The organism is Citrobacter sp. TBCS-14, assembly GCF_005280805.1.
Lineage (GTDB): Bacteria > Pseudomonadota > Gammaproteobacteria > Enterobacterales > Enterobacteriaceae > Citrobacter > Citrobacter gillenii.
Window position 1 is genome coordinate 714,075 of record NZ_SZWM01000164.1, and the last position, 12,879, is coordinate 726,953.

At 53.7% G+C, this 12,879-nt stretch carries 15 protein-coding genes; 6 read left to right on the plus strand and 9 right to left on the minus strand.

The genetic code is table 11. The annotated features are described in order from the left end of the window. Positions 1–20: 20 nt before the first annotated feature. The 3 genes from FDX22_RS07080 to FDX22_RS07090 form a co-directional block, all read right to left on the minus strand. On the minus strand, positions 21–467 hold the full coding sequence (locus FDX22_RS07080) for a YcgN family cysteine cluster protein (RefSeq protein WP_196209307.1): 447 nt from the start codon (positions 465–467) through the stop codon (positions 21–23). A gap of 92 nt (positions 468–559) precedes the next feature. Then, complete coding sequence (locus FDX22_RS07085) at positions 560–1,219, minus strand: fumarylacetoacetate hydrolase family protein (RefSeq protein ID WP_096756728.1); 660 nt, start codon at positions 1,217–1,219, stop codon at positions 560–562. A gap of 69 nt (positions 1,220–1,288) precedes the next feature. Beyond that, positions 1,289–1,582, minus strand: a complete 294-nt coding sequence (locus tag FDX22_RS07090) for a YcgL domain-containing protein (protein ID WP_096756727.1) — start codon at positions 1,580–1,582, stop codon at positions 1,289–1,291. A 126-nt stretch (positions 1,583–1,708) separates the two neighbouring features. On the opposite strand from FDX22_RS07090, the gene minC reads away from it, so the two are divergent. The 3 genes from minC to minE are packed head-to-tail and all read left to right on the plus strand — an operon-like array spanning position 1,709 to position 3,522. Beyond that, positions 1,709–2,416, plus strand: a complete 708-nt coding sequence (minC, locus tag FDX22_RS07095) for a septum site-determining protein MinC (protein ID WP_096756726.1) — start codon at positions 1,709–1,711, stop codon at positions 2,414–2,416. A 23-nt stretch (positions 2,417–2,439) separates the two neighbouring features. Continuing rightward, entirely contained in the window at positions 2,440–3,252 is an 813-nt protein-coding gene (minD, locus tag FDX22_RS07100; RefSeq protein ID WP_096756725.1) for a septum site-determining protein MinD, read from the plus strand. A 3-nt stretch (positions 3,253–3,255) separates the two neighbouring features. Continuing rightward, positions 3,256–3,522: a cell division topological specificity factor MinE gene (gene minE, locus FDX22_RS07105; RefSeq protein WP_003833739.1), complete on the plus strand. Its 267-nt coding sequence runs from the start codon at positions 3,256–3,258 to the stop codon at positions 3,520–3,522. 134 nt (positions 3,523–3,656) lie between these two features. Here minE and rnd read toward each other — a convergent pair whose 3' ends face one another. The 5 genes from rnd to FDX22_RS07130 all read right to left on the minus strand — a co-directional run bounded on the left by rnd (position 3,657) and on the right by FDX22_RS07130 (position 10,101). Continuing rightward, positions 3,657–4,772: a ribonuclease D gene (gene rnd, locus FDX22_RS07110; protein WP_146716924.1), complete on the minus strand. Its 1,116-nt coding sequence runs from the start codon at positions 4,770–4,772 to the stop codon at positions 3,657–3,659. 84 nt (positions 4,773–4,856) lie between these two features. Then, the gene (gene fadD / locus FDX22_RS07115) at positions 4,857–6,542 is read right to left on the minus strand and encodes a long-chain-fatty-acid--CoA ligase FadD (RefSeq protein ID WP_135911878.1); all 1,686 of its coding nucleotides are present in this window, start codon (positions 6,540–6,542) and stop codon (positions 4,857–4,859) included. A gap of 204 nt (positions 6,543–6,746) precedes the next feature. Beyond that, entirely contained in the window at positions 6,747–7,331 is a 585-nt protein-coding gene (locus tag FDX22_RS07120; protein ID WP_096756721.1) for a Slp family lipoprotein, read from the minus strand. A 105-nt stretch (positions 7,332–7,436) separates the two neighbouring features. Beyond that, positions 7,437–8,132 (minus strand): tRNA (adenosine(37)-N6)-threonylcarbamoyltransferase complex dimerization subunit type 1 TsaB, encoded by a 696-nt coding sequence (tsaB, locus tag FDX22_RS07125; protein WP_146716925.1) that lies wholly within the window; start codon positions 8,130–8,132, stop codon positions 7,437–7,439. Positions 8,133–8,190: 58 nt separating this feature from the next. Beyond that, positions 8,191–10,101 carry an ATP-dependent DNA helicase gene (locus FDX22_RS07130; RefSeq protein ID WP_096756719.1) on the minus strand — a complete coding sequence of 637 codons (1,911 nt, stop codon included), beginning with the start codon at positions 10,099–10,101 and terminating at the stop codon, positions 8,191–8,193. Positions 10,102–10,243: 142 nt separating this feature from the next. Here FDX22_RS07130 and FDX22_RS07135 point away from each other — a divergent pair, with 142 nt between their 5' ends. Further along, the gene (locus tag FDX22_RS07135; RefSeq protein ID WP_096756718.1) at positions 10,244–10,588 is read left to right on the plus strand and encodes a RidA family protein; all 345 of its coding nucleotides are present in this window, start codon (positions 10,244–10,246) and stop codon (positions 10,586–10,588) included. Positions 10,589–10,594: 6 nt separating this feature from the next. Here the strand turns inward: FDX22_RS07135 and FDX22_RS07140 are convergent, their stop codons facing one another. Further along, positions 10,595–10,780: a YoaH family protein gene (locus FDX22_RS07140; protein ID WP_096756717.1), complete on the minus strand. Its 186-nt coding sequence runs from the start codon at positions 10,778–10,780 to the stop codon at positions 10,595–10,597. 83 nt (positions 10,781–10,863) lie between these two features. On the opposite strand from FDX22_RS07140, the gene pabB reads away from it, so the two are divergent. Together pabB and FDX22_RS07150 are read left to right on the plus strand one after the other, a co-directional pair. After that, positions 10,864–12,270 (plus strand): aminodeoxychorismate synthase component 1, encoded by a 1,407-nt coding sequence (gene pabB / locus FDX22_RS07145; protein WP_186805282.1) that lies wholly within the window; start codon positions 10,864–10,866, stop codon positions 12,268–12,270. A 3-nt stretch (positions 12,271–12,273) separates the two neighbouring features. Continuing rightward, on the plus strand, positions 12,274–12,852 hold the full coding sequence (locus FDX22_RS07150) for a CoA pyrophosphatase (RefSeq protein WP_117342931.1): 579 nt from the start codon (positions 12,274–12,276) through the stop codon (positions 12,850–12,852). The last annotated feature ends 27 nt before the right edge of the window (positions 12,853–12,879 follow it).

The window sequence follows — 12,879 nt, forward strand, 5'->3', positions numbered from 1 at the left end:
CCTGTTAACCGATGGGCGGCTCAGTCCGCCCATGAAGGTTTGTTCAAAATGTGATCCTGCCAGTCGTGTACTTCTGATTCTTTCACCGCAATATGACGGACTGAAATACGCTCACCGTGCATCGCGGCTTTCGAGCCAGTCAGTAGCGGGTGCCAGTCCGGCAGCCCTTTCCCTTCCGCAAGCAGACGATACGCGCAGGTCATCGGTAGCCATTCAAAAGTTGGCAAATTGTCACGCGTCAGCTTGATGCAATCAGGCTCGTATTCGAAACGACGTTCGTAGTTACGGCACTGGCAGGTTTTGATATTGAGCTGCTTACAGGCGACGTTGGTAAAATAGATTTCGTCGGTATCTTCATCCATCAGCTTATGCAGGCAGCATTGACCACATCCGTCGCATAATGACTCCCACTCGGCATCGGTCATTTCATCCAGGGTTTTGCTTTGCCAGAAAGGTATGTCGCTCATCAGGGTATCCGCTATTGCAATAAAGCTGCACCTTATAACCAGTCTGGCACGTTGATGCAAGTTTTGCCGCCCGAAAAGGCGGCAAGAAGAGATTACAGTACTCTCGTCGTCAGCGTTTGACCGTGAAAACCGATCGCCAGCTCATCACCACTGTGTAACGGCCCTACGCCTTCTGGCGTTCCTGTCAATACCACATCCCCCGCTTTGAGGGTGAAGAAACGACTCATGTAGGCAATCAACGGAATAATGTGATGGATCATGTCCGCCGTAGAACCGTGCTGACGTGTTTCACCGTTTACCGTCAGACTGAGCAGCGTATTTTGCGGATCGCCGTTAAACTCCGATACCGGAATGAAGCCCGACAGCGGACAGGAATTATCAAATCCTTTCGCTTTTTCCCACGGCTGCCCCGCTTTCTTCATTTTGCCCTGAATATCGCGCAGGGTCAGATCCAGCGCCACGCCATAACCGGCAATGGCTTTACGCACATGATCTTCCGTTGCCTGGCGCAGGGTCGCGCCAATCAGCACCGCCAGCTCAACTTCGTGGTGCACCGCCCCCATATCCGCCGGGATAACCAGCGGTTGGCGCAGGTCGCACAATGCCGTTTCCGGTTTGATAAACAGCACGGGTTCATCTGGCGTTGCGCTGCCCATCTCCTTAATGTGCTTTGCGTAATTACTGCCCACGCAAACCACTTTACTCACTGGGTAATCCAGCAGAGCACCATGCCAGTTGTGATGTTGATACATGACTTTCCCCTAACGTCGTCTTCGATTTCAGGAACTGCATCGACGGGACATGCGGCTGCCGGATACAGTTTAACCTTTAGCGTCTGGTATATTTTGTTTTGCCACAGACAGATGCTGTTTGAGTAAATCTTCTGGCGGTGGCGGGATTTGTAAATAATAGCCCTGCTCGGTTAACGCCTGTTTTACTTTTTCAAGGTCAGCGTTCACCAGTTTCTTGCGACCATCAAGTGGTAAAATCATTGCCAGTTTCGGCTGACCAAAACCTTTCATCAGTTCTTCAGGAACGCGAGAGAAATCGTCTTTTTTTTCGACATATAAATAGGTCTGGTCACGTTTGCTGCTTCGGTAGATCACACAAAACATATCTTTTACTCTGAATTCACGGAATGGTGGCTTGCCTCAATATAATACTGACTATAACATGCCTTATAGTCTTCGGAATATCACCCCGCGCTGGGGATGATAAATAGCAAATTGAGTAAGGCCAGGATGTCAAACACGCCAATCGAGCTTAAAGGCAGTAGCTTCACCTTATCTGTGGTTCACTTGCACGAGTCAGAACCCGAGGTTATTCGTCAGGCGTTGGAAGACAAAATCGCGCAGGCTCCTGCTTTTTTAAAACATGCTCCCGTGGTGATCAACGTCAGTGGCCTTGAAAGCCCGGTAAACTGGCCAACGCTGCAGAAAGTTGTCGCATCTACCGGTCTGCGCATTATCGGCGTTAGCGGCTGCAAAGATGCCAGACTCAAAGCAGAGATCGACGAAATGGGCCTGCCTTTACTGACTGAAGGTAAAGAAAAAGCGCTGCGCCCTGCCCCCATTGCTGAACCCGCACCTGCCGCGCCGGTACAAAACGTTACTCCCATCACAAAAACACGATTAATAAATGTCCCGGTTCGTTCCGGTCAGCGCATTTATGCACCACAATGTGATCTGATTGTTACAAACCACGTCAGCGCGGGCGCAGAACTCATCGCTGACGGCAATATTCACGTTTATGGCATGATGAGAGGCCGTGCACTGGCGGGTGCAAGCGGCGATCGAGAAGCACAGATTTTTTGTACCCACCTGACGGCAGAACTGGTGTCTATCGCAGGTGTTTATTGGCTGAGTGATAAAATCCCAGCAGAATTTTATGGCAAAGCGGCGCGTCTGCAATTAGCAGAGAACGCTTTGACAGTTCAACCGTTGAATTGATCCCTTTTTAACAAGGAATTTCTATGGCACGCATTATTGTTGTTACTTCGGGTAAAGGGGGCGTTGGCAAAACCACCTCCAGCGCGGCCATCGCTACAGGTTTGGCCCAGAAGGGAAAGAAAACTGTCGTTATTGATTTTGATATCGGCCTGCGTAACCTCGATTTGATCATGGGTTGCGAACGCCGCGTCGTTTACGACTTCGTCAACGTTATTCAGGGCGATGCGTCGTTAAATCAGGCGTTAATCAAAGATAAGCGTACTGAAAATCTCTTTATTCTTCCGGCCTCACAGACTCGCGATAAAGACGCGCTGACGCGTGAAGGCGTCGCAAAAGTTCTGGATGATCTGAAATCGATGGACTTCGACTTCATCGTCTGCGACTCCCCGGCCGGTATTGAAACCGGTGCGCTAATGGCACTGTATTTTGCCGATGAAGCGATTATTACCACCAACCCGGAAGTGTCTTCAGTACGTGACTCTGACCGTATTCTGGGCATTCTGGCGTCGAAATCTCGTCGCGCGGAAAATGGTGAAGATCCGATTAAAGAGCATCTGCTGCTTACGCGCTACAACCCTGGCCGCGTAAACAGAGGCGACATGCTCAGCATGGAAGACGTACTGGAAATTCTGCGCATCAAACTGGTTGGTGTGATTCCGGAAGATCAGTCAGTCCTGCGCGCATCTAACCAGGGTGAGCCGGTGATCCTCGACATCAATGCGGATGCTGGCAAAGCTTATGCAGATACCGTAGACCGTCTGTTGGGAGAAGAACGTCCTTTCCGCTTCGTTGAAGAAGAGAAGAAAGGTTTCCTCAAACGCCTGTTCGGAGGATAAGTTATGGCATTACTGGATTTTTTTCTCTCGCGGAAAAAGAGCACAGCAAACATCGCTAAAGAGCGACTGCAGATCATTGTTGCAGAACGTCGTCGTAGTGACGCCGAACCGCATTATTTACCGCAGTTGAGGAAAGATATTCTCGACGTTATCTGTAAGTATGTACAAATCGATCCAGAGATGGTCACTGTACAACTTGAACAAAAAGACGGCGATATTTCTATCCTCGAACTTAACGTGACATTACCAGAAGCAGAAGAGTCGAAATAAGCGCTTGGGTAAAAAAGTTGTGGTCGAAAAAAGGCAGAATATTCTGCCTTTTTTATTTTCAGTGACCCGTCCTGAATAGCGTTATTACCGAATAAACAGTAGATAGGGTTCCAGAATAACCACCAGACACTCGCTTATTGTGGATATTCCAGCAACAGGGCGTTAAGTCGCTCGGCCATCAGGTCGCCACGCCAGCCGGAAATAAGCTCCGGCAAGGAAGACTTCGGCTTTAATTTCCAGTGCCAGTTAAGCAACTGATTTATCTGACGGCGGGAGGCCAGCAGCTCCACGCTGAGATTGTGTTCCGCGCTCACGTCAGCCACCAGCGCCTTAATGGCTTTGAAGGCTTTACGGTAGCCCGGCATATCCATCAGGTTCAGCAGTGGTTCAGGCAACGATGCTTCCGGCAGGGCCTGCGCTTTTTCTACCAATGAAATCAGTGTCTTGCCATGGAAGCGAATTTCGCTCCCGGAAAGACCGAGGCTGTCCAGCTCACCCAGACTACCCGGCATATAGCGCGCCACTGACCACAGATGCTCTTCGCGTACCACGAAATTCACCGCCAGATCGCGTTCACGCGCTTTACGCAGTCGCCAGTCAGCCAGCAGTTGCAGGCAGGCAAGCTGACGGGTACGCAGCTGCCAGGCGTTGGTAATGTCACGCCACGCGTCCTCAGGCGCCAGTACTTCCTGGCGACGCTGCTGCATTAAACGACACTCATCCAGCGCGGCCGGTAGCCAGCCAGAGGCATCGGTTTCAGCCATCAGTTTTGCGGTGATCGGTAATAAATACCAGACGTCCGCGGCAGCATACTCACACTGACGCTCAGTCAGCGGTCGGGCCAGCCAGTCCGTACGGGATTCGCTTTTGTCCAGCGCCACCCCCGTAAACTCTTCCACCATCGCGGCAAATCCCCACGACAGCGGGCGACCGCAAAACGCGGCCAGAATTTGCGTATCAATCAGCGGCTGCGGAAGTTCGCCAAAGGTGTTGAGAAACACTTCCAGGTCTTCACTTCCCGCGTGCAGGAATTTGGTTATCGTGGTGTCGCGTAAAATGTCGCGCAGCGGCGACCAGTCGGTGATCCCCAGCGGATCAATCAGAGCAACGTGTTTGCCGTCAAACAGCTGAATGAGTCCCAGCTGCGGATAATAGGTACGCGTGCGAACAAACTCAGTATCCAGGGCAATCGCCGGAAACTCACGAACGGCTTCGCACAGCGTGGCCAACGCGTCGTCCGTGGTAATCATTTGGTAATTCAAATCGTGCTCTCTCAGGTTTGCGCCAAAAAAAACGCCGGATTAACCGGCGCTTTCTGATGACTGACTTAACGCTCAGCCTTTATTGTCCACTTTGCTACGGGCTTCGTCACGCAATTCTCGTCGCAAAATTTTGCCGACGTTAGATTTTGGTAACTCATCACGGAATTCCACCAGCTTCGGGACCTTGTAGCCGGTCAACTGACGGCGGCAGAACGTAATCAGCGCTTCATCGGTGAGTGACGCGTCTTTCTTCACGACAAAAATCTTCACTGCTTCACCGCTGCTGCCCGAGGGCACGCCCACCGCGGCTACTTCCTGAACGCCAGGATGTTGCATCACCACGTCTTCAATTTCGTTCGGATAAACGTTAAAACCGGAGACCAGGATCATATCTTTTTTGCGATCGACGATACGCAGGAAGCCTTCGTCGTCCATCACCGCAATATCCCCGGTGTGCAGCCAACCATCTTTAACAATTTCATCGGTCGCATCCGGGCGCTGCCAGTAACCCAGCATCACCTGCGGGCCTTTCACGCACAGTTCACCCGGCTCGCCCGGCGGGACTTCGTTATCGTCATCATCCACCAGCTTAACCTCAGTGGAGGGAACTGGCAGGCCAATACTGCCGCTGTGATAGTCGATATCATGCGGATTGACGCTCACCAGCGGCGAACACTCGGTCAGGCCATAGCCTTCCAGCAGATATTGGCCGGTCAGCTTCACCCAACGTTCTGCAACCGCCTGCTGGACGGGCATACCGCCCCCCGCAGAAAGATGCAGCGACGAGAAATCTAGTTGTTGGAAGTCTTTGTTATTCAGCAAGGCGTTGAACAGCGTATTGACGCCGGTCATGGCGGTAAACGGGTATTTCGCCAGCTCTTTTACCAGGCCCGGAATATCACGTGGGTTAGTGATCAGTACGTTTTGACCGCCAAGCTCAATAAACAGCAGGCAGTTCATCGTTAAAGCAAAAATGTGATACAGCGGTAGCGCGGTGATCACCAGCTCTTTACCCGGATGCAGCAACGGACCGTAAGTAGCATGGACCTGCTCGAGGTTCGCCAGCATATTGCGGTGGGTGAGCATTGCACCTTTTGCCACACCGGTTGTCCCCCCGGTGTATTGCAGGAAGGCCAGATCTTCAGATACCACTTCAGGCTTCACATACTGCATGCGATACCCGTTTTGTAACGCACTGCGAAACGAGATGGCATCAGGCAGGTGATATTTCGGTACCAGCCGCTTGATGTACTTCACAACAAAGTTAACCAGCGTTCCTTTGGCGGTTGAGAGTTGATCGCCCATTCGCGTCAGGATCACGTGCTGAACCGATGTTTTATCGACCACTTTCTCCAGCGTGTGGGCAAAGTTGGACACGATCACAATCGCTGCCGCGCCGCTGTCATTAAGCTGATGCTCCAGTTCACGCGGTGTGTACAATGGGTTCACGTTTACCACAATCATGCCGGCACGCAGAATGCCAAACAGCGCCACCGGATACTGCAGCAGGTTCGGCATCATCAGTGCGACACGATCGCCCTTTTTCAACCCCAGCCCTTCTTGCAAATATGCCGCAAATGCGCGGCTACGCTCTTCGAGTTTGCGGAAGGTCATCACCTCCCCCATATTCACAAACGCGGGCTGATCGGCATAGCGCCTGACTGAATGTTCAAACAGTTCCACCAGGGATTGATAACGGTCAGGATTGATCTCCGCGGGAACACCTGCGGGATAACGGTTAAGCCAAACCTTTTTCAATACATCACCTCTAAAATGCGTATTCGTCGTCATCACAACCCCAGACAATAAACAAACTGTTAACATAATATTAACTCAGCGTACCAGTTTGTTTATTACACAACGACAAGGTTGCGAAGCACGTCACTATTTATTTTTCTTATAGCCACATAAATGCAGAAACAGCGGACGCGCCGCTGCTTCTTTTACATATAAATCAAAGAGTTATTCCGTAACTATCGTCTGAACCTGTGCCGGACCTGGATTGTACCATCCCCATCCGCCGTAGCCGCCGTATGGCCAGCCACGCGCACCGTAGAACCAGGGATCGATGGGCTGCGGAGGCATCACGATCTGCTGAGTAATATGCCAGCGTTTATAACCGGTTACCTGCATCAGCATGAACTTATACGGCGTACTGCCAATTTTACCGTCCACCGTGCCGCTAATAGGCCCTACGACGGTGACCAGTTGTCCGCGGAAATCCACCGGATCGAGAAAGCCATTAACATCGGCATAAATACGCCCGCGTGAGGCTTCACCCAGAATCGGACGCGCGCCGCTGTCGAGAGGCACGGTGGCAATTTCCAGTCGGGATTTCCCCTGCTGATTCTGAATGTCCACCACTTTGCCGCCAAAGCGTGCTTCCTGTCCGACATACAGTTGCGGCGCATTCATGACCCGTACCAGATCCTGCTGTGGCGTTGGGCTTGAACCTTTAATCGCATCAGGAATGGTAACGCAACCGCTTAGCATGAACGCCAATGCGCCCGTCAACACGCCTTTTAATACCCATTTTTGAACCGCCATGTTGCGACTCCCTTATCTCAGCGCCTGTCCCCGGTGAGTTTCAAACTGCTGCGCATTCATCGCGTTGAGCCCGTTTGAAAGCATCGGGGGATGTACTACTAAGATTCATTCTTTTCCGGGAAGTTTCTTCCACGCCACGGTGTTACGTAAATAAACCGGTTCAGCATGTTCAACCGCTACCGTCTTTCCAGAGGCGAACAGTTGGGTGGCGAGAGGCAACATATCCTCAGCCGCCGGAAGCAAAACGTCGCCATCGCGTAGCATCAGGCCACTGTCTTTACCGAGTTCAGGCCATGCAGGCCAGCCCGTGCCGACCGTTACCCAGTCACCGGAAAGCTGCAGCAGTCGCTCATGAACCTGTTCCGGAGTTAATACCGCTTCGGTGTCTTCGCCGTGCCAGATACCGTTCTCATCACGCTGGTATTCGGCCCAGTAGACTTCACCCATGCGCGCATCAATTGCGGCCAGCACGCGCGTTGCGCCGTTTTTGCGCCAGGCCCCCTGCGCCATAGTTGCCAGCGTGGACACGCCGATCATTGGCAAGTCCGCCCCTAACGCCAACCCCTGAGCAATACCAATACCAATACGCACGCCGGTGAAACTACCGGGACCTCGGCCAAACGCCAGAGCGTCGATATCCGTTAATGTGACATTGCCAGCAGTCAGGATATCCTGAACCAGCGGCAGGATGCGTTGGGTATGCTCTCGAGGGCAAAGCTCGAAATGAGATGTGATATTACCGTCATTCCACAGGGCGACAGAGCACGCCTCTGTGGCGGTATCGATAGCCAGAATTCGCATGGGTCTTCGTGATCAGATCAATAAATTTGGCGCGTATCTTAGCACAGTCTGTAACAAATTACTCAGTCGTTGGTATGGCAAGAAAGCGAACCGCGCGGGCAATGTCACGCGTGCGGGGTGCCGGTGGCAGGCTGGCAAGGAATGTCGCACCGTAAGGTCGCATGACCAGCCGGTTATCACAAATCACCAGGACGCCGCGATCGTCAGCGTCACGAATCAAGCGCCCCACCCCCTGCTTAAGCGTGATCACAGCATCCGGGAGCTGGACTTCGTCAAACGGATCGCCGCCGCGCAGCCGGCAGTCTTCCATACGCGCTTTTAACAGCGGATCGTCCGGCGAGGTAAACGGCAGCTTGTCGATAATAACCAGCGATAGCGTGTCACCTCGTACGTCCACACCTTCCCAAAAGCTGCTGGTCGCCACCAGCAGGGCATTGCCCGCACTGACAAACTGCTGCAATAGCTGCCCTTTGCTGGTCTCCCCCTGCAGCAGAACCGGGAGCGTCATGGTGGCACGAAACTGTTCCGCCAGGTCGCGCATCATTGCGTGCGAGGTACACAGCATAAAGCAGCGCCCATTGTTAGCTTCAATAATGGGGCGCAACATGGCGGCCAGCTGACGCGCCGCCCCCGGCTGGTTAGTTTGCGGGAGATTGCGCGGCACGCACAGCAGCGCCTGTCGCGTGTAGTCAAAGGGGCTCGGCAACAACATTGATTCAGCCTGTTCAATGCCCAGTCGCGCGGTAAAGTGGCGGAGATCGTCGTTGACCGACAGCGTAGCGGAAGTAAAAATCCAGCAGCCCGGCTTTTGGTCCATCACCTCTTTGAATTTATCCGCTACGGTGAGTGGCGTCAGCGCCAGCGTAAAATGCCGTGAAGTGCATTCATACCAGTAGCTGAATCCCGGTTGGTTGATCTCCTTCAGGCGTTTCAAGCGGGCGCGATACAGCGTGGCGCGCTCGAATGCGGCATCCAGCAGCGCTGAACGTCCGAGCGACAGCTTCGCTACGTCGTAGCACAGTTCCAGCGTGTCATCGAGCAGCAAAAATGCCCGCTGGACGCGCTGATCGGCCAGCAGTTCACGCAGGTTACCGCGATAGCCCGGCTCGCCCAGTTGCAGGCGGAAATCCTGCGCGCTTTGCGCCAGACGGTCAGCGCACTTTTGTAGTTGCTGGGTATCTTTTAGCTCGGTGCGATAGGCAATGGTAATGTCTTTGGCCAGATCGAGCAGTTGGCGGCTGGAAAGCGACTGACCAAAATACTGGCTGGCGATATCCGGTAGCTGATGGGCTTCATCGAAGATCATCACGTCTGCCTCCGGGATCAGCTCCCCGAACCCGCTCTCTTTCACCACCATATCAGCGAGAAACAGATGATGGTTAACTACCACCACATCGGCATCCATGGCTTTTTTACGCGCTTTAACGACAAAACAGTCTTTATACAGTGGGCAGTCGCTGCCCAGACAGTTGTCGTTGGTACTGGTCACCAGCGGCCATGCGTGCGAGTCTTCCGCCACGCTGACGCAGGTGCTGATATCGCCATCAACGGTTTGATTCGACCACGAGCGCAGCAGGATCACGTCGCTTAAGGTTTGCACCGGCAGGTCACCGCCCGCCAGCGCCTGTTGTTCAAGGCGTTCCAGACACAGGTAGTTAGAACGCCCCTTCAGCAACGCCAGTTTGCCGGTAAATTTCAGCGCTTTTGCCACGGTAGGGAGATCGCGGCTGTAGAGTTGATCCTGCAGCGCTTTCGATCCGGTAGAAATGATCACTTTCTTACCGGCGCGCAGTGCAGGCGCAAGGTAGGCGTAAGTTTTCCCGGTCCCGGTCCCGGCTTCGACGACAAGCGGCTGTGATTTTTCAATGGCATGCGAGACGGCGACGGCCATCTGTCGCTGTGGTTCACGCGGTTTAAAACCCGGTATCGCTTTAGCCAATTGACCGTCTGCTGCAAAATCGTCCGTCACACTACCCCCTGTTCATTTGAACAGGGATTATGTCAGGCCAGCGGGTCTTTCGCCAGTTGAAGAGGTGACGAGGGCACAACATTATGGCAGTCTTGTCGCCAGCAGAAACCGATTAAATAAAAACGTAAATGAGGAATAATTTATGACTATCGTGCGCATTGATGCCGAGGATCGTTGGTCAGACGTGGTGATTCACAACAACACGTTGTATTACACCGGCGTACCGGAAAACCTGGATGCTGACGCGTTTGAACAAACGGCCAACACGCTGGCACAAATTGATGCGGTGCTGGAAAAACAGGGCAGCAACAAGTCACGTATTCTTGACGCGACCATTTTCCTGACGGACAAAAGCGACTTCGCCGCCATGAACAAAGCCTGGGACGCGTGGGTCGTTGCCGGTCACGCGCCCGTGCGTTGTACCGTGCAGGCCGGGTTGATGAACCCGAAATACAAAGTCGAGATCAAGATTATCGCCGCGGTGTAACGGGCGTTACTCGTCTTCGTCCTCGTCTTCAAAACGCGCCACGATCCGTTCGCCGGTATGAGTGGCGCGAATTTCAGCCGCGACCTGAGTGATCGCTTCGCCGCTGCTCATCCCCTGTGACATCAGTTCGTGAATACGCTCGACCGCTTTTTGCTGCTGTTCATGACTGAGTGAAGGTAAACCTGCAAACATTGTTAACTCCTGCTAGATTGTCTGCGCTAATTATCCCATGCTACCGGGCAGTAAGCCAGTAAAGTAGTAACGAGTCAGGACTGATGAAAACGTTATCTCCCGCAGTAATTACATTACCCTGGCGTCAGGACGCCGCTGAACGCTATTTCTCGACCTTAAGCCATCTGCCGTGGGCGATGCTGCTACATTCGGGGCACGCCGACCACCCGCATAATCGCTTTGATATTCTGGTCGCCGATCCTGTGATGACGCTGGTCACGCGAGATGCAGACACCGCAGTGCATGACAAAGACGGAATCACGCACACGCCTGATGACCCGATGACGGTGTTACGCTCGGCGCTAACTTCACTGGCAATACGGCCCGATTATAATCCCGTTCTTCCCTTCCAGGGAGGGGCGCTGGGCCTGTTTGGCTACGATTTGGGCCGACGCTTCGAAGCGCTGCCAAATNTGTTTGGCTACGATTTGGGCCGACGCTTCGAAGCGCTGCCAAATGTCGCTGAACGTGATATCACCCTGCCGGATATGGCGGTTGGCATTTACGATTGGGCACTGATTGTCGACCACCAGCGGCAAACCGTGTCGCTGCTCAGCCACGGTGATGTGCAGGCCCGCCGCCACTGGCTGGAAAGCCAGCGCGCGCCAACACGTGAGCCTTTTATGTTAACGTCAGCGTGGCAATCCAATATGAGCCGCGCGCAGTACGGCGAAAAGTTTCGCCAGGTACAGCGCTATCTGCACAGCGGGGACTGCTATCAGGTCAACCTTGCCCAGCGTTTTCAGGCGCAGTATCAGGGGGATGAGTGGCTCGCCTTTGAGCGACTCAACCAGGCCAACCGCGCCCCGTTCAGTGCGTTTATCCGCCTTGAGGAAGGCGCAATCCTCAGCCTGTCGCCAGAGCGGTTTATTCAGTTGGAAAATCGGCAGATCCAGACGCGTCCCATCAAGGGCACCCTGCCGCGACTGGACTCGCCAGATGCAGATCGTCAGCAGGCGCAAAGACTGGCAAACTCACCTAAAGATCGTGCTGAAAACCTGATGATCGTGGATCTGATGCGTAACGACATTGGTCGCGTTGCCGTGCCGGGTTCGGTCAAGGTTCCCGAACTGTTTGTTGTCGAACCCTTCCCTGCCGTGCACCATCTGGTCAGCACCATTACGGCGCGTTTGCCGGAATCGCTGCACGCCACGGATCTGCTGCGCGCCGCCTTCCCTGGTGGTTCCATTACCGGCGCGCCAAAGGTGCGGGCGATGGAAATTATTGACGAACTGGAACCGCACAGACGTAACGCCTGGTGCGGCAGCGTCGGCTATCTGAGCTTTTGCGGCAATATGGATACCAGTATTACCATCCGCACCCTGACGGCCACCGACGGACAGCTTTACTGTTCGGCTGGCGGTGGGGTTGTTGCGGACAGTCAGGAAGACGCTGAATATCAGGAAACGTTTGATAAAGTGAACCGTATTTTGCACCAACTGGAGAACTGAACCGTGGAAAACAGCAGCCTGACGCTTGATGACTTTTTATCGCGCTTTCTTCTCCTGCGCCCGCAGGTCAATCATGAAGCGTTAAACCAGCGCCAGGCCGCCGTGCTGATCCCGGTCGTTCGCCGCCCACAGCCGGGATTGCTGTTAACCCAACGCTCGGTGCATTTGCGTAAACACGCCGGACAGGTTGCCTTCCCGGGCGGAGCTGTAGACAGCAGCGACGCGTCGCTGGTTGCCGCCGCGCTACGAGAAGCCGAGGAGGAAGTGGCCATTCCCCCTTCGTGCGTTGAGGTGATTGGCGTCCTGCCGCCGGTGGATAGCGTCACCGGTTTTCAGGTCACGCCAGTGGTGGGTATTATCCCACCTAATCTGCCCTATCGTGCAAGTGAAGATGAAGTCTCTGCAGTATTCGAAATGCCGCTGGCGCAGGCGTTGCATCTGGGTCGTTATCACCCCTTAGATATCTACCGCCGGGGTGACTCGCATCGCGTCTGGCTTTCCTGGTATGAGCATTATTTCGTCTGGGGAATGACCGCCGGGATAATTCGTGAGCTGGCGCTGCAAATTGGCGTGAAGCCCTGACTATACTTATCTTTACGCACCGCAGAC